At 66.5% G+C, this 15,438-nt stretch carries 15 protein-coding genes; 1 reads left to right on the top strand and 14 read right to left on the bottom strand.

What is annotated here, in order from left to right; genetic code table 11:
- Positions 1-83 precede the first annotated feature (83 nt).
- Positions 84-1,100 carry an aldo/keto reductase gene (locus EMO90_RS00630; protein ID WP_150354966.1) on the bottom strand — a complete coding sequence of 339 codons (1,017 nt, stop codon included), beginning with the start codon at positions 1,098-1,100 and terminating at the stop codon, positions 84-86.
- Between the two features lie 128 nt (positions 1,101-1,228).
- Here EMO90_RS00630 and EMO90_RS00625 point away from each other — a divergent pair, with 128 nt between their 5' ends.
- Positions 1,229-1,654, top strand: a complete 426-nt coding sequence (locus EMO90_RS00625; RefSeq protein ID WP_150354967.1) for a MerR family transcriptional regulator — start codon at positions 1,229-1,231, stop codon at positions 1,652-1,654.
- Between the two features lie 186 nt (positions 1,655-1,840).
- Here the strand turns inward: EMO90_RS00625 and EMO90_RS00620 are convergent, their stop codons facing one another.
- From EMO90_RS00620 to EMO90_RS00560, 13 genes are all read right to left on the bottom strand, one after another.
- Positions 1,841-2,299 (bottom strand): hypothetical protein, encoded by a 459-nt coding sequence (locus EMO90_RS00620; RefSeq protein ID WP_150354968.1) that lies wholly within the window; start codon positions 2,297-2,299, stop codon positions 1,841-1,843.
- Positions 2,256-2,621: a hypothetical protein gene (locus EMO90_RS00615; RefSeq protein ID WP_150354969.1), complete on the bottom strand. Its 366-nt coding sequence runs from the start codon at positions 2,619-2,621 to the stop codon at positions 2,256-2,258. Before EMO90_RS00615 ends, EMO90_RS00620 begins: the two co-directional genes overlap by 44 nt.
- Before the next feature lie 76 nt (positions 2,622-2,697).
- Positions 2,698-3,741 (bottom strand): tRNA (adenosine(37)-N6)-threonylcarbamoyltransferase complex transferase subunit TsaD, encoded by a 1,044-nt coding sequence (tsaD, locus tag EMO90_RS00610; RefSeq protein WP_150354970.1) that lies wholly within the window; start codon positions 3,739-3,741, stop codon positions 2,698-2,700.
- Complete coding sequence (rimI, locus tag EMO90_RS00605) at positions 3,738-4,346, bottom strand: ribosomal protein S18-alanine N-acetyltransferase (RefSeq protein WP_150354971.1); 609 nt, start codon at positions 4,344-4,346, stop codon at positions 3,738-3,740. The genes tsaD and rimI overlap by 4 nt, the downstream gene beginning before the upstream one ends.
- Positions 4,347-4,350: 4 nt before the next feature.
- Positions 4,351-5,181: a tRNA (adenosine(37)-N6)-threonylcarbamoyltransferase complex dimerization subunit type 1 TsaB gene (tsaB, locus tag EMO90_RS00600; protein WP_150354972.1), complete on the bottom strand. Its 831-nt coding sequence runs from the start codon at positions 5,179-5,181 to the stop codon at positions 4,351-4,353.
- A gap of 52 nt (positions 5,182-5,233) precedes the next feature.
- A complete protein-coding gene (gene tsaE / locus EMO90_RS00595; protein WP_150354973.1) occupies positions 5,234-5,824 on the bottom strand; it encodes a tRNA (adenosine(37)-N6)-threonylcarbamoyltransferase complex ATPase subunit type 1 TsaE in 591 nt (196 codons plus the stop codon).
- A 2-nt stretch (positions 5,825-5,826) separates the two neighbouring features.
- A complete protein-coding gene (gene holA / locus EMO90_RS00590; protein ID WP_150354974.1) occupies positions 5,827-6,810 on the bottom strand; it encodes a DNA polymerase III subunit delta in 984 nt (327 codons plus the stop codon).
- A gap of 9 nt (positions 6,811-6,819) precedes the next feature.
- Complete coding sequence (locus EMO90_RS00585) at positions 6,820-8,592, bottom strand: ComEC/Rec2 family competence protein (RefSeq protein WP_150354975.1); 1,773 nt, start codon at positions 8,590-8,592, stop codon at positions 6,820-6,822.
- The gene (locus EMO90_RS00580) at positions 8,589-9,203 is read right to left on the bottom strand and encodes a ComEA family DNA-binding protein (protein WP_190972111.1); all 615 of its coding nucleotides are present in this window, start codon (positions 9,201-9,203) and stop codon (positions 8,589-8,591) included. Before EMO90_RS00580 ends, EMO90_RS00585 begins: the two co-directional genes overlap by 4 nt.
- Before the next feature lie 291 nt (positions 9,204-9,494).
- Positions 9,495-12,461 carry a leucine--tRNA ligase gene (leuS, locus tag EMO90_RS00575; RefSeq protein WP_150354977.1) on the bottom strand — a complete coding sequence of 989 codons (2,967 nt, stop codon included), beginning with the start codon at positions 12,459-12,461 and terminating at the stop codon, positions 9,495-9,497.
- Between the two features lie 242 nt (positions 12,462-12,703).
- A complete protein-coding gene (locus EMO90_RS00570) occupies positions 12,704-13,795 on the bottom strand; it encodes an amino acid ABC transporter permease (RefSeq protein WP_150354978.1) in 1,092 nt (363 codons plus the stop codon).
- 13 nt (positions 13,796-13,808) lie between these two features.
- On the bottom strand, positions 13,809-14,486 hold the full coding sequence (locus EMO90_RS00565; RefSeq protein WP_150354979.1) for an amino acid ABC transporter permease: 678 nt from the start codon (positions 14,484-14,486) through the stop codon (positions 13,809-13,811).
- A gap of 106 nt (positions 14,487-14,592) precedes the next feature.
- Entirely contained in the window at positions 14,593-15,438 is an 846-nt protein-coding gene (locus tag EMO90_RS00560) for a glutamate ABC transporter substrate-binding protein (protein WP_150354980.1), read from the bottom strand.

Genomic DNA, 15,438 nt, shown 5'->3' with positions numbered 1-15,438 from the left:
GCCGCACGGCAACAAGCGGGCCCGGACCGCATCCCCATTCGGATGTCGTCCGGGCCCGTTGTCATTCACGCCCCGTTCGGGTCTCAGATCTGCCGCGCGGCGATCTCGTCGATGCGTTCCAGTTCGTCGTGGCTGAACGTGGTGTTCTTCAGCGCGCCGATGTTGTCCAGGATCTGCTGGGGCTTGGAGGCGCCGATGAGCACGCTGGTGACCTTGCCGTCGTGCAGCAGCCAGGCGAGGGACATCTCCGCCAGGGTCTGGCCACGGTCAAGCGCGATGGCGTTGAGGTCGCGGATCTGCTGGAGGCGCTCGGGGGTCAGGGCGTTGCTCTTGAGGAAGCGGCCGTCGGTGGCTATGCGGCTGTCCGCAGGCACGCCGTCCAGATAGCGATTGGTGAGCAGGCCCTGGGCAAGCGGGCAGAAGGTGATCAGACCCTTGCCGACGCGGCTCGCGGCCTCCTTGAGGCCGTTGCGCTCCACCGTGCGGTCGATGATGTTGTACTTGTTCTGGTTGATGACGAACGGCACATGCAGCTCGTTCAGGATGGCCGCGGCCTTCTCCATGGTGGGGCCGTCGTAGTTGGACAGGCCCACGTACAGCGCCTTGCCGGAGCTGACGGCCTGGGCGAGGGCGCCCATGGTCTCCTCGAGCGGGGTCTCCGGATCCGGGCGGTGGTGGTAGAAGATGTCCACGTAATCAAGCCCCAGACGCTTGAGGCTCTGGTCCAGGCTGGCAAGCAGGTACTTGCGGCTGCCCTTGTCCCCGTAGGGGCCAGCCCACATCTCATAGCCGGCCTTGGTGCTGATGATGAGCTCGTCGCGATGGTCGGCGAAGTACTCTCGGACGATGCGGCCCACGTTCTTCTCGGCGCGGCCCGGCTCGGGACCGTAGTTGTTGGCGATGTCGAAATGGGTGATGCCGTTGTCGAACGCGGTGAACAGGAGCTGCTTCATCTGCTCGTACGGGTTGTGGTCGCCGAAGTTGTGCCAGGTGCCCAGGCTCACGGCCGGCAGTTTGAGGCCGCTGGCGCCGCAGCGGTTGTAGGTCATGGAGTCGTAGCGACCGGGCGCAGGCTGGTACGCGGCGGTGGGTTCGAACATGTGTTCTCCTTCGTACTGGACGTTCGGAATCCGACCCCATCATGATTGCACTTCAAGTAAACTTGAAGGCAAATCGGCCCGAACGATCGGGCCAATCCATGAAAGGAACCGTGAAAGGAAGCGTGCCCATGGCCGAATACACCATCCGCGAGGTCGCCAGAAAATTCCACATGCAGCCGTCGACGCTGCGCTACTACGAGGATGCCGGTCTGCTCACCGACGTGGGGCGCACGGAAACGGGCCAGCGCGTCTATAGGGACTGCCACATCGGCCAACTGGGATCGATCCGCTGCTTCAAGGACGCCGGCATGAGCATCGAGGACATCAAGCTCTTCTTCACGTACGAGGCGGATGAGGCGGGGCACATCGACGAGATCATGGACCTGCTCGAGTCCCGGCGCGCGGCGATTGTGGAGCAGGAGCGGCTGCTGGCCGAAGCGCATGCGCACATCCTGCGCAAGCTGCATTTCTACGGGGCCATCCGCTCCGCTGCGGCCGCCGGGCAGCCTCGCCCCGATTGGCGGGATTTTTGCGACGTCACGTTCAAGGACTGAGGTTCCTTCGGCGCGTCAGTGCGTTGGTCTGGAATGCTCCAAGGCCCTGATGAAATCAACCGCCTGTGCGCGCAAGGCAATTGTCATTCTGGGATCACGCACCATATCCAGACGTCGACGCAGCTCATCAAGGCTAATATCGCCGCCATCGACGAGGGCCGCGATATATCTGCGATCCTTTTCCGCCTATCTGGCCAGTTTGGCGGCGCATAAATCATACGGACCGAGGCACAGTACCACAGAGGAGATGCCGTGGTCACGCCCATCGACCCTTACCAGCCTCCGCTTCCATCCTTCCGGAAGCACTGCCGTGGTTTCGTCAACCGCTTGTGCGTAGATGTCAAATTCATCCTCAAACCACGAATCCTCGCCGATCGAGCCCTCCACATAGTCCGCCAGTTCCTGTGCCGGATCATCGAAACAACACTCGTCCAATTCCGAGGGCAACACGGCGAGATCCATCTCGATCGATGTCGTTACCGACTCGGGCAGATAGTCCTCGTGCCAAGAACCCAGAATCGACTGCGACCCCAGAACCAGCAACGTGGCCGGATTCCTTTCGACATCAATGCCACGTTGACTGCGAACCTCTTCGATGATCCTAGACGAGGCTCTCAGCAGATGATAGAACTCGTCTCTGTTCATCCCTGGAATCCTTAATCACCTGCAGCCGATCCTCTTCGCTCATGATGCCCTTGAACGGATTGATCTGACGCATATCCGCGCCATACTGCGAAATCTCCAATGCAACATCACGCAGCCGATCGGGATCGGCATCGGACAAGACGGCATCCCAATCCCGCACCAACCGTTCATAGTATTCACCATTCACATGCCTAGCCACACGCGGCAAACGTTCTCTTCCCTTGGAACGGATGACGTCAATGGGATAGTCGCGGAAGAGACGATACATGCGCAGCCATTGTCGGTATTCCTCCAGACTGCGAAAATCATGGATCCCGATCAAATCGACCTCCTTCCCGTACGAATGCCGCTTTCATTATAGGTTCCGCCGGCCTCCTTGCGGTCCAGCACCGGCGGACTCACATGGAGATTTTGTCCATCGGCATGGCGGAATCGATCGCGAAGTCGGGCGCAGAGGGGGCCACGCCGGCCTCCACCAGATTCACGCCGAGCATGGCCACCATCGCGCCGTTGTCCGTGCACAGCTTGATCCGCGGGATACGCACCTCGACGCCGCAGCGCTCGCCGTATTCGAGCAGTTTGGCGCGCAGCTGGGAATTGGCGGAGAATCCACCGCCCACGATCAGGGTCTTTGAACCGTACTGCTCGCAACCGCGCATGGCCTTTCTGGCGAGCACGGTGGCCACCGAATCGGCCAGCGAGGCGCACACGTCGTCCACGGGCACGTCGCGTCCGGCGGCCTGCTGGGTCTCGATCCAGCGGGCCACGGCGGTCTTGACGCCGGAGAAGCTGAAATCATACGGGTGCCTGGCGCCGGCCTGGCCCTGCGTGAGGCCCTGCGGCACCCTGATGGCGTGCGGATCGCCGTTCTGCGCGTGGCGGTCGATGTGTGGGCCGCCCGGATACGGGAAGCCGAGCAGGCGGGCCACCTTGTCGAAGCACTCCCCCGCGGCGTCGTCCAGCGTGGTGCCCACCACGTCCACATGCCGAGCCACGTCCTGCACGTGCAGCAGGGACGTGTGGCCGCCGGAGACAATGAGCGCCAGCGTGTCCGGCGGGAACGGGCCGAACTGCAGCTGGGTGACGGCGATGTGGCCGATCACGTGGTTGATGCCGTAGATCGGCTTGTTCGCGGCCCATGCGAGCGCCTTGGCGCCGGAGACGCCCACGGCGAGGCATCCGGCCAGCCCGGGGCCCGTGGACACGGCGATGGCGTCCACGTCCGCAAGGTCCATGTTCGCTTCCGCGAGCGCCTTGGAGACGCACGGCACGAAGGCTTCGGCGTGGGCGCGCGAGGCGATTTCGGGGATGACGCCGCCGTAGCGGGCGTGTTCCTCCATGGATGAGGCGACGACGTTGGAGAGGAGTTCACGGCCGCGCACGATGGCGGCGGCGGTTTCGTCGCAGGTTGATTCGATGCCGAGCACCACGGGTTCGCTCATTGCGCGGTTCCTTCCTTGTCTGTGCGCGTGTTGTCGTCTGTGCGTGTGCTGCATGTATGCGCGTCGTCCGCCTGTGCGGGTGTTTCCGTCCCTGTGCCCGTTGAGGGCTGGAAGCCCACGGGTCGCGGGTTCAGATCCAGCGCCATGACGTGCGCGTCGATGCCTTCGGGCTGGTAGTAGCGCTTTCTCAGGCCTATGGGTTCGAATCCGAAGCGCCGGTAGAGGGCGAGGGCCGGGTCGTTGTTCACGGCGACCTCAAGCAGCATGCGCCGCGCGCCCTGGTTGCGCGCGCGTCGGATGATCTCCCCCATGAGCGCGGCGGCGATTCCCCGGCGCTGGCTTGCCTTGGCCACGCCCACGTCCATGATCTCCGCGTCGTCGCCGTCGTACCAGTAGCCGGCGAATCCGCGGACCGTTCTCCTGCGCGGGTCCGCGTCCGTGTCTGGGCCGTCGTCCACGCTGAACACGTAGGTGCGCGCGGGGGCGGAGAGCTCGCCGCGGATCAGGTTCTCGCTCCATGCGTGGCGGCCGAACAGTTCGACCTCCAGTGCGCGCACGGCGGCTACCGAGCGTTCGAAGCCCAGTTCGTTCATGTCGATGATCATGGGCTCAGTCGTCCTTGCGGGTGCCGCCGTGGCCCAGCACGTGCTTGAGCGGGTTGGGCACCTCGGCGTCCGGCCTGCGCAGGTAGAGGGGCTCCACGGGCGCGTCCGGCCTGGCATCGTGGGCCAGTATGGCGTCGAGCGCGAAGATGCCGAGCCCCTGTTCGCCCTGGTCGAGCACGGAGGCGTCAACGACGTCGCCAAGGTGTTCGATGCCGGCGAGCTCGCTGGCGTACTTGGCGGCGCCGTGGCCGATCACGTCCACGGTTACGGCGCATTCGGGATGGGCGGCCGCGTAGGTCTTCACGGCGTCGTTGACGCGGCTGGCGATGTTCGCCGGATAGTCGATGTCCATGGCGATCAGCGGTTCGCTCTGGACGGGGCGTGCGGGGGTGCCATTGCCCGCGGCGGGCGCGGCCTGAGGTTGCTGGTCGCACAGTTCGAAGTACAACTGCCGGCGTCGGGCGTCGTTCACGGCGAGCGTGAGCACGCGCGTGGCCCCGGGGTTCGCGGCATGCCCGTCGCCGCCGCGCCGGATGGGGTTCCACTGCGCCTGCGGCTCGAGCACGTTCTGTCCGATCAGTTCGGCCCCCGTGGCGAAGGCGAGCGCCTTGGCGGTCACGATGCCGGCCCTCAGCCCGGTGAAGGGCGCGGGGCCCAGTCCCACGATGATGCGGTCGATGTCGCCGGGTTCGAGTCCGGCGGCCTTGGTGGCGCGCGCGATGTTGACCTGCAGTTTCTCCACATGGGTGCGCGAATCGGCCTCCACGATCGGCTCGTGCCCCACGATGCCCACGGTGGAACCGTATGAGGTGTCGATCACCAGCGTTGCCGCCATGCGTGCCTCCCTATCCAAGCGTTCCTGTTCCAAACGTTCCTGTTCCAAACGTTCAGAGTGTTGCGATGCGATCGGCCCAATTGCCGCCGACCGGCACCAAGGTGACGATTCTAGTCCCATCGCTGGTCGGGTCCTGCAGGGCCGCCGATGAACCCGCTCCGCCGTCCGTATCCGGGGCCGGACGGTCGATGTGGATTTCCAGTCGTTCGTCGATCAGCGCGGCGGCCATCTGCTCGCCCCATTCCATGAGCACCACGGTGTCGTCCTGGGGATCCTCGAGTTCCTCGTCGAGGCCCAGTGATTCGAGCTCGTCCAGCAGCGCGTCCCTGGCGTCCTGTCCGGGCGCGTAGCCGGAGCCGCCGAGCCGGTAGGCGTCCACGTGCACCAGATGGGCCGGCGATCCGTCGCGGAACCGGCCGGCGAGCTCGCGGGCGATGGTGAAGGTGGGCGAGACGATGGGTTCGGCTATGCCCAGACCCCTGCCGATGCCCTGGGCGAAAGTGGTCTTGCCGGCGCCGAGCGGCCCGGACAGGAGCAGCACGTCGCCGCCGCGGAGCAGTCCGGCCACGCGCTCGCCGAGGGCCCGCATGTCCTCGCCGGTGGGCGCCTCGATGGTGATGGATTGGTTGTCTGTGCCGGTCATGCCTACCGCTGTCCCTTCCTGCTGATCAGTTCGATGCTGGTTTCCAGTGCGTACAGCGGGTCCCCGCCGTTCGTCTTGCTTTGCTCGTCGGCCCATGCGAGCGTGCGGATGCACCGGGCGAGGCCGGCCGATGTCCATCCGCCCAGCTGGCGCGTGGCGTTCCGGAGGACCCACGGGTTCACTTTCGCCTCCGCGTTGCTGATGACGCCGGCGCGCACGGCGGACGCCTTGGCGAGCGTGCGCAGCTTGCTGGCGAGCGCGCCGATCAGCGCGATGGGCTCGATGCCCTGCTCCACGGCGGAGCGCATGGCGATGATCGCGTCCGCGGTGCGCCCCTCCACGGCGCGGTCGGCGACCATGAAGCCGGTGACCTGCGGGTTGGCGGTGAGGTACTGGTTGACGCGCTCGAGCGTCATCGGATCGTCGTCGAAGTCGAAGGCGAGCTGGTGGCACATGGCGGCGAGCTCACCGGTTTTGTCGCCGAGCACGCTGACGAGCTGCTGGGCGGCGAGAGGCTCCACGCGGCGGCCGTCGCGCTCGAAGCACTGGTAGACGAAGTTGAGCTTGGCGTCGGCCTTCTTCAGGTCCGGCACCTCCACCTTCACGGCACCGGCGCCAAGGATGCGATCCACGATCCGCTTGCCCTTGTTGCCGCCCTCGTGCCGGCAGATGACAATGCTGGAGTGTGCGGGGTCGGCCGCGCACTGGCGGGCGTAGGCGGCCATGGCGTCGCCGAGCTTGTCGTCGGCGGACTGCAGGTTGTCCACGCGCACGATCGCCACGTCGCTCAGCAGGGACGGACTGACGGCCTCGTCGAAGGCGTACGCGTCGCACGTGGAGGCGTCGAGTTCGATGGATTCGGCGTCCGGCCGCGCCTGTTCGGCCTTGCGCAGCAGGTCGCGCGCCATGCGGTCGTTGAGGTACGGGTCTCCCCCGAAGACCACCCTGAACGGCGGTTCACTGCCTTGTTGCGATGATCGAGCCATGGTGTCCAATCAAGCCGCATCGGTGGACAACATCCGCCGGGTTTCCTCCAGCCATGCGCCCACCCGTTCGGATGGGGAGGGCCGGTATTCGGCTCCCCCATCGCCGCCCGGGCCGTCGCAAACCGAATCCTCCCGGGCAGCGCCCCGCCGACGCGCACGACGTCTGAACGCCCATCGGACGGCCAGCATGGCGGCGGCTTCGCACCCGGCCAGTGCGATCGCCGCCGCAGGGCCCTTGCCCCAAGGCAATACGGCGAACGGGGATTCGGCGATCCACAAGGCCACGGCTTCCATGACGCGCGTGCCGCAGGAGGCGACCCACGCACAGCAGAATCCCGCCGATGGCGCAAGCCAGCTGACCGCGAGGCCCAGCAGGCCGGCGAGCGTGGCAAGGCAGACCACCGGCGCGGTCAGGAGGTTCGCGAGCACGCCGAGCACGGGCAGGTCCGGATCCATGAGCGCCTGCAGGGGCAGGGCGGGGATCTGCGCGGCCACGGTCACGCCGATCGCCTCGGCCAGTGCGGTGGGCATGATGCGGGACAATCCTCCGGCGATCGGTTCGGTCCACAGGATGATGCCGGCCACGGCCGCGCAGGACAGGGCGAATCCCAGACTCGAGGCCATGCCGGGCCGGATGATGATGACGCCGGTCGCGGTGACGCACAGCATGCTCATGCCCTGCGAGCGACGGCCGATCAGCAGGGCGAGGGCTCCCATGAACCCCATCGCCATCGCGCGCAGCACCGAGTCCGACGGGGCCATGAGCGCGGCGAGCGGCACATACGATCCGGCCACGATGGCGGGCATCCACGGCCGTTCGACGCGCAGCAGCCCGCACAGGCGTCTGGCCAGCACGGCGACAAGTGCGAAATGCCCGCCGGAGACCGCCATGAGATGCATGATGCCGCTGACGCGGAAGGCGTCCTCGAGACGTTGCGCGTAGGCGGGGTCCACCGGCTCCCGGGCGGACCCGCCGCGCATGGACGGGTCCGCCACTTCGCTGCCCAGCATGCCGATCGTCAGCCCCGGCACCAGCACGCGCCCCTGATCGTCCAGCCCATCGGTGACATGCAGGAACGCGGCCTGCATCCGGCGCACGGCCCTCAGGGGCAGGGATGGCCGGCGGATGAGCGATGGGGCGACCTCCTCGGACACCGTGAGCCACGCGTCCGCCGATCCGAACGTGGGCCGTTCGACCTTGCCCCGCAGCCAATAGTCGCCGCCCTGCTCCAGCACGCAGACGTCCCCGACGGCGTACAGGCGCGCTTGGGCGCGGGATGAGGTCAGAACCCCGTCCCGTTGCAGCGCAGTGACCACGACGTCCGTGCGGCAGTCGAATCCGCGCCGGTCGGAGGAGACGGCCGGGCCGCTCACGCGCACCGCCGCGCCCACGTACGCGCCGCGCTCGGATGCGGCGACGATCCGCTGCACCGGATTGGACGAGGAGATCCATCCGTGCAGGCACGCCGAACATCCCGCCGCCAACACCGCGGCTGCCGCCACGGCCGCGTAGCACGCAATCGCCTGCGGCATCGCATGGCCGCCTTCGCGCGCCGCGCCCATGGCCACCATGGCCGCACACGCCGCCAGAGCAACCGTCACCGCCGCGCCCACGGCCCAGATCATCCACAGCATCCATGTGGCACCGCCGACCAACCGTCCCAGACCCGTCCATGAGCAGAGCAGCGCCGTGGCCCACACCAACGCGGCCACGGGCATGAGCCGCCAGTCGCGGCTGCCCCGCTCGCGATCGGCCGGACGGATCCCGTGAACGGCCGTCATCGCACCACCAGCTCGCCGCGCATCTTCTCCAGCGTCCTGACGCCGATGCCGGGCACGTCGAGCAGCTGGTCCACGCTGGTGAACCGCCCGATTTTGCGTCGATGGTCAATGATGCGCTGCGCGATTGCCGGGCCGATGCCCTTGACCGCGTCCAGCTCGGCGGCGGAGGCCGTGTTGAGATCGACGCGGCCGTCCTCCACGGGCGCGGGAGCCTGCGATGCCACCGGCGGGGAAACCTGCGGTGAGACCGGGGAGACGACTGGCTGCGATGGTGTGGGCGCGGCCGGCGCATCCGACTGCGGAGTCGACGACGGAACGGACGTTGGAACCGGAACGGACGTTGAGAGCGAAGCGCTCGCGGACGCGGAGGGCTCCCCGGCCTGCTGCGGCGCGGGATGATCGCTGACGGCCGCCGCCGTCAGCTCCCCGTCCACAGCCGCGGAGCTGACGGTCTGCTGGGCGAGCAGCGTCAGGCTCAGGGCCAGCGCGGCGACGAGCAGGAGGATCACCGTCACCGCATGCACGGGCGACAGCAGCACGCGCGGGCGGGAGCGCAATTTGGCCGCGGCCGCGGATTCGCGGGCACGGACCATATCGTCACCGCGGTTCACGCCCGCCAGGCGACCCAGCACAGGGCGGCCGGCGACGGGCGAGACAGGGACGGACGAGACGGGGACGGACGTCCCGTGCTGGGCCGGCGGCAACGGGGGTGGAGGAGGAGGCGGAGGCGTAATCGATGCGTTCATATTCATGGAACCACCGTGGACCAGTCCCATGCGCGGGTCCATTTCGTCCACACCGGTGGACGAATGTGGCAAAACGGCCGAATAACGGGAAAACCCCACCCGCACAGGCGGATGGGGTTCGCTCAGAGCGCAGAATGCGTCACGCGGTCATGATGCTCACTCGGCCGGAACGATCGAAACGATCTTCGGGGCCTTGACGATCACCTTGCGCGGAGCCTTGCCGCCCAGACGGTCGGCGACGGCCTCGAGCGCCAGCTTCTCCAGCTCGGCCGGATCGATATCCGGGGAGACCTCCAGCTTGGCGCGCACCTTGCCCTTGATCTGCACCACGGCGGTGACGGAGTCCTGGCCCACGTAGCGCTCGTCGGCCACCGGCCACGGCTCGTAGGTGAGGGACTCGTCGTGCCCCAGACGGTTCCACATCTCCTCGCAGATGTGCGGCGCGATCGGGGCGAGCATGAGGATCAGCGGTTCCACGGCGGCGCGCGGCACGGACGGCAGGGAGGTCAGGTGGTTGTTGAGCACGATCAGCTTGGCGATCGCAGTGTTCGGGCGCATACCCTCCATCTCCACGGTCACGTCGGCGATCGTGTTGTTCAGGAGCTTGAGGGTCTTGGCGTCCAGCGGGTCATCGGAGACGTGCGCCTCGCCGGTGGTCTCGTCGATCACATTGCGCCACAAGCGCTGCAGGAAGCGCATGCCGCCCACCACGTTGCGCGTGTTCCACGGACGGGACTCGGCCAGCGGGCCCATGCTCATCTCGTACAGGCGGAACGTGTCCGCGCCGTAGTTCTCGTACATGAAGTCCGGGGTGACGATGTTCTTCAGGCTCTTGCCCATCTTGCCGAACTCGCGGTTGGCGTGCTCGCCGTGCCACGTGAAGGTCGGCTCGCCGTCCGGGCCGGCCGGACCCTCCACCACCTCGTCCGCAGGCACGTACTGGCCGCGGTCGTCGGTGTAGGCGTAGGCCTGGATCATGCCCTGGTTGAACAGCTTGTGGAACGGCTCGGCCGAATCCACGAAGCCCAGATCGTAGAGCACCTTGTGCCAGAAGCGCGAGTACAGCAGGTGCAGCACGGCGTGCTCCACGCCGCCCACGTACAGGTCCACGCCGCCCTCGTCGCCCGAATACTTGTTGTGGTTCGGACCCATCCAGTAGTCGAACTCGTCCTTCTCCACCATGTGGGCGGTGTCGGACGGGTCGATGTAGCGCATGTAGTACCAGCAGGAACCGGCCCAGTTCGGCATGGTGTTCGTGTCGCGGTAGTAGGTCTTCTCACCGTCGCCCAGATCGAGCCTGACCTTGACCCAATTCTCGTTGCGGCTCAGCGGCGCCTCCGGGTTGGATTCGGCGTCCATCGGGTCGAAGGTGCGCGGGCTGTAGTCCGGCACGTCCGGCAGGTTGATGGGCAGCATGGAATCGGGCAGCAGGTGCGGGGTGCCGTCCTCGCCGTAGACGATCGGGAACGGCTCGCCCCAGTAGCGCTGGCGGCTGAACAGCCAGTCGCGCAGGCGGTAGGACGTGGTGCCCTTGCCCACGCCTGCGGCCTCGAGCCAGGCGTTGACCTTGGCGATCGCGTCGTCCACGCGCAAACCGTTGAGGCTCAGCGCGTCGCCCTTGGCCTTGGTGGCGTCCACGGCGGAGTTGATCACGATGCCATCGTGGCTGACGAACGGGGCCTTGCCCTCGTAGTTGGCCAGATCGTCGCCCGACTCGGGCAGCGGCTGGACGGTGTAGATGACCGGCAGGCCGAACTTCACGGCGAAGTCGTAGTCGCGCTGGTCGCCGCCGGGGACGGCCATGATCGCGCCGGTGCCGTAGTCCATGAGCACGTAGTCGGCGGTGAACAGCGGCAGCTTGGCGCCGGTGATCGGGTTGACGGCGTACAGACCGGTGAACAGGCCGGTCTTCTCGCCACCCTCGTCCACGCGGTCCTTGGCGGTCTTGGATTCGGCGGCCAGACGGTAGGCCTTCACGCCCTCCGCCGGCGTCGCGTAGCCGCCCTTCCACGCCTCGGGGGTCTCGGCCGGCCACTCGGCGGGCACGTCGGCCAGCAGGTCGTGCTCCGGGGAGACGACGGCGAAGGTGGTGCCGAACAGGGTGTCCGGACGGGTGGTGTAGATCTCCATGTCGCGCTCGCCGTTGGGGGTCTGAACCGCGAAGTGCACGGAGGCGCCGTGGGACTCGCCGATCCAGTTGCGCTGCATGAGCTTGACCTTCTCGGGCCAGTCGATGCCGTCAAGGTCGTGGATGAGGCGGTGGCCGTACGCGGTGATGCGCATGGACCACTGCTTGAGCTCGCGCTGGAAGACCGGGAAGTTGCCGCGCTCGGACTTGCCCTCGGCGGTGACCTCCTCGTTGGCGAGCACGGTGCCCAGGCCCGGGCACCAGTTCACCGGGGACTTGGAGATGTAGGCGATGCGGAAGTCGTTGAGCACGTCGGCCTGCTCGGCCTCGCTCAGATCGGCCCACGCCTTGCCCTCATGGCCCGGAATGGCGCGGGCGCCGGACTCGAACTGCTCCACGAGCGTGGAGATGGGGCGCGCGCAGCCTTTGCCGCCGTCGCGGTTGGTGGCCTCGTCGTCGTACCAGGAGTCGTAGATGCGCGAGAAGATCCACTGGGTCCAGCGCACGTAGCCGGGGTCGATGGTGGCGAAGGAACGGCGGTTGTCGAAGCTCAGGCCCATGCGGTGCAGCTGGCGGGACATGTTGGCGATGTTCGCCTCGGTGGTCACGCGCGGGTGCTGGCCGGTCTGGACCGCGTACTGCTCGGCGGGCAGGCCGAAGGCGTCATAGCCCATGGCGTGCAGCACGTTCTCGCCCTTCATGCGGTGGTAGCGGCTGACCACGTCGGTGGCGAGGTAACCCAGCGGGTGGCCCACGTGCAGGCCCTTGCCGGACGGGTAGGGGAACATGTCCATCGCGAAGTAGGCGGGACGGCCGTCGGCGTTGCGGCCCTTGCCATCCTTCAGGTCGCCGTGCACGTTGGCGGCCCAGAAGGTGCCCCTCTCATCCCAGATCTTCTGCCATTTGGTTTCGATGTCCTGCGCGAGGGCCGCATTGTAGCGGAACTTCGGCTCCTCGGACGCGGACGCTTCAATATGGTTTTCGGTGTCACTCATAGGCTTGATTATTGTGTTTCTGCTGGACACGCCCTCCATGCGTATCACATCATGATCGTTCCGTCCGCGCCCCGCGCACCGCCTGAGGGACGACCGCGGCCGAACCACCGCCGCCCGGATGCGAAAATGGCACGATCGCGCCAGCCCGCATCCGCATTGCGGGAGGTTGGCGCGATCGTGCCATTCATGGTTCGGGCCGGGCCATCTGAGCGACAGAGACGTCTCTGGCGGGCCGGCGGACGTCACTCCGGACGCTGGAACAGCTTGGGCTTCATGTCCGGGTGCTTGGGATCGTGCCCGTGCTCAAGATGCGACGTGCGCCAATCCTCGGTGACCGCATTGGAGCCGTGGTAGTGGTCCGGGTAGAGCGGCTCGGTGCCGCCCTGCGGACGCTCGCGCTCCTGGGCGCGCTCCTGCAGGGGCACGTTGGACGGGTCCATGATGGCGATCGGCGCCTGGACCGGGGGCTTGGCGATGCCCATCGTGCGGCGCTGCATGCGCGCCGGCAGGCTTTCGGACAGCTTGGAGAGCAGGTAGCTGAAGATGAAGTAGATCACCGCGGCCACCACGAGCGCCTGCAGCATGTTGAAGTACATGGAGCCGAGGCGGCGGGACTCCTGCAGCAGATCGGTGTACATGATGATCGAGCCCAGGGCGGTGTCCTTGAGGACCACCACGAGCTGGGTGATCATGGCCGGCAGCATGGCGATCAGGGCCTGCGGCACCTCGACGCTCATCAGGGCGCGCACGGGGCCCATGCCCAGCGCCACCGCGGCCTCGTGCTGGCCCTTGGGAAGGTTGCCCACACCGGAGCGCACCAGCTCGGCCACCACGGAGCCGTTGTACAGGATCAGGCCCCAGACCACGGCCCAGAAGGAGGCGTCATCGCTCATGCCCATGAACGAGAAGCCTCGCCACAGGAAGATCATGAACAGCAGCACCGGCACGGCTCGGCAGAATTCCACGATCACGGCGGCCACGTACTTGACCGGCCAGAATTCGAGGAGGCGTCCGATGCCGAAGACCACGCCGAAGATCACTGCGCCGATGATGGCGATCACCGAGGCCTCGAGGGTCTTGGCGAGACCCGGCAGGTAGAAGTCGATCCACGCCTCGCCGTCGAGCGCGGGGCCCCACAGCTCCCAGCTCAGCTGGTTCTGGCCTTGGGGCGGGTTGGCGAGACGGTGCAGCACCGCGACCAGCAGGCCGATCAGCAGCAGGCCGGCGATGATGTTGGCGATGAAGATCTTGCGGCGGCCCTTGGGACCGGGCTCGTCGAACAGGACGGACGCGGAGGTGGAGGCGCCTTTGGCGCTGGTTGCCTTGTTGGCCATAAGTGCTTCCTTTCTAGCGACGGACCGCGAGCTTGTTGGACAGGTATGTGGTCAGCAGGCCGATCGGGATGATCATGACCACGTAGCCGATGGCGAAAATAAGGAAGATCGACACGATGAGGTTCGCGTTGTACTCGATCATCGTGCTCATCAGGCTGGATGTCTCGGTGGCCACGGACGCAGCGGCCGCGACGGTGGAGTTCTTGAGCAGGGCGATCAGCGTGTTGCCGAGCGGCGCGACCGATCCACGGAACGCCTGGGGCAGGATCACGATCGACGCCGACTGGAAGAAGCTCAGGCCCAGCGAACGGGCGGCCTCGGCCTGGCCCAGCGGAACGGTGTTGATGCCGCTTCGCAGCGACTCGCACACGAACGCGGACGTGTAGACGGACAGGCCCGTGACGGCGAGCCAGAAGAAGTTCGTGTCGAAGTTGTCCGAGAACTGGAACTTGAGCTGGCCGAACACGCCGAGCACCATGAACACCATGATGATGGTCAGCGGCATGTTCTTGAAGAACTCCACCCATGCGGCGGCGAATCCGCGCAGCGAGGGCACCGGGGAGATTCGCATCGTCACCAGGATCACGCCCAGGATCAGGGAGAACAGCGCGCTCCACAGGGTCAGTTCGATGTTGACCAGGAACGCGGCCAGAATGTCATATTGGCTGAACAGATCGGCGAATCCCGACATCACACCTCATTTCTCTGAAAAACAAACATTGTGCCGAACGCCGTTCCGGGCGGGGGCGGGGACTGTCCCCTCCCCCGCCCGGAACGAACGGTCTGGCGGATGGACGTCAGGACAGCTGGGACTCCAGCGTGTCCTTGGCGTTGAGCTTGGCGTCCGGGGTGTAGCCGGTGCCCTGCGTGTTGGAGTCGAGGGCCTTCTGCCAGGAGCCGTCCTCGATCATGTCCTTGATGGCTGCGTTCACCTTGCTCTTGAGCTCGGTGTCGCCCTTCTTGAGGCCCACGCCATAGGGCTCCTCGGAGAAGGTCTTGCCCACGACCTTGAGCTGGCCGTTGCCCTTGGCGGCGGCGAGGCCGGCGAGGATGATGTCATCCGTGGTCACCGCGTCCACGGTGCCGGAGATCAGGGCGGTCACGCACTCGGCGTAGCCGGTCTGCTCCATGAGCTGGACCTCGTTTGCGAACTTGTCCTTGACGTTCTGCGCGGAGGTGGAGCCGGTCACGGAGCACAGCTTCTTGCCGTTGAGGGACTCGGGGCCGGTGATGGTGCCGGCGTCGGAGTTGCGGATCAGGAGGTCCTGGCCGGCCACGAAGTACGGTCCGGCGAAGTCGACGACCTCCTTGCGCTTGTCGTTGATGGTGTAGGTGGCGAAGATCAGATCCACGTCGCCGTTCTGAATCAGGGTCTCACGCTGCTTGGAAGGGGCTTCCTTCCACACGATCTGGTCCTCGGAGTAGCCGAGCTTCTTGGCCACGTACTTGGCCACGTCCACGTCGAAGCCGGTGTAGTCGCTGCCCTTCTTGAAGCCGAGGCCGGGCTGGTCGAACTTGATGCCGATGGTGATCTTCGGACCGTCGGACTTGGCGCTGTCGTTGGACGAGCCGCAGGCGGCCATGGAACCGAGGCAGGCGACGGCGGCTACGGCGGCCAGCGCCTTCTTGAACATGTGCTTCAT

Origin of the sequence: Bifidobacterium vespertilionis (genome assembly GCF_008698145.1) — a bacterium.
In the GTDB taxonomy this organism is placed as follows: Bacteria; Actinomycetota; Actinomycetes; order Actinomycetales; family Bifidobacteriaceae; genus Bifidobacterium; species Bifidobacterium vespertilionis.
Note: the sequence above shows the minus strand (reverse complement) of the source record. Positions and strands in the feature narration are given on the sequence as shown.

Bases quoted from the DNA above. Each gene is read 5' to 3' on its own strand.
- EMO90_RS00630 (WP_150354966.1), bottom strand. From the start codon at position 1,100: ATGTTCGAACCCACCGCCGCGTACCAGCCTGCGCCCGGTCGCTACGAC.
- EMO90_RS00625 (WP_150354967.1), top strand. From the start codon at position 1,229: ATGGCCGAATACACCATCCGCGAGGTCGCCAGAAAATTCCACATGCAG.
- EMO90_RS00620 (WP_150354968.1), bottom strand. From the start codon at position 2,299: ATGAACAGAGACGAGTTCTATCATCTGCTGAGAGCCTCGTCTAGGATC.
- tsaD (WP_150354970.1), bottom strand. From the start codon at position 3,741: ATGAGCGAACCCGTGGTGCTCGGCATCGAATCAACCTGCGACGAAACC.
- rimI (WP_150354971.1), bottom strand. From the start codon at position 4,346: ATGATCATCGACATGAACGAACTGGGCTTCGAACGCTCGGTAGCCGCC.
- tsaB (WP_150354972.1), bottom strand. From the start codon at position 5,181: ATGGCGGCAACGCTGGTGATCGACACCTCATACGGTTCCACCGTGGGC.
- tsaE (WP_150354973.1), bottom strand. From the start codon at position 5,824: ATGACCGGCACAGACAACCAATCCATCACCATCGAGGCGCCCACCGGC.
- holA (WP_150354974.1), bottom strand. From the start codon at position 6,810: ATGGCTCGATCATCGCAACAAGGCAGTGAACCGCCGTTCAGGGTGGTC.
- EMO90_RS00585 (WP_150354975.1), bottom strand. From the start codon at position 8,592: ATGACGGCCGTTCACGGGATCCGTCCGGCCGATCGCGAGCGGGGCAGC.
- leuS (WP_150354977.1), bottom strand. From the start codon at position 12,461: ATGAGTGACACCGAAAACCATATTGAAGCGTCCGCGTCCGAGGAGCCG.
- EMO90_RS00570 (WP_150354978.1), bottom strand. From the start codon at position 13,795: ATGGCCAACAAGGCAACCAGCGCCAAAGGCGCCTCCACCTCCGCGTCC.
- EMO90_RS00565 (WP_150354979.1), bottom strand. From the start codon at position 14,486: ATGTCGGGATTCGCCGATCTGTTCAGCCAATATGACATTCTGGCCGCG.
- EMO90_RS00560 (WP_150354980.1), bottom strand. From the start codon at position 15,438: ATGAAGCACATGTTCAAGAAGGCGCTGGCCGCCGTAGCCGCCGTCGCC.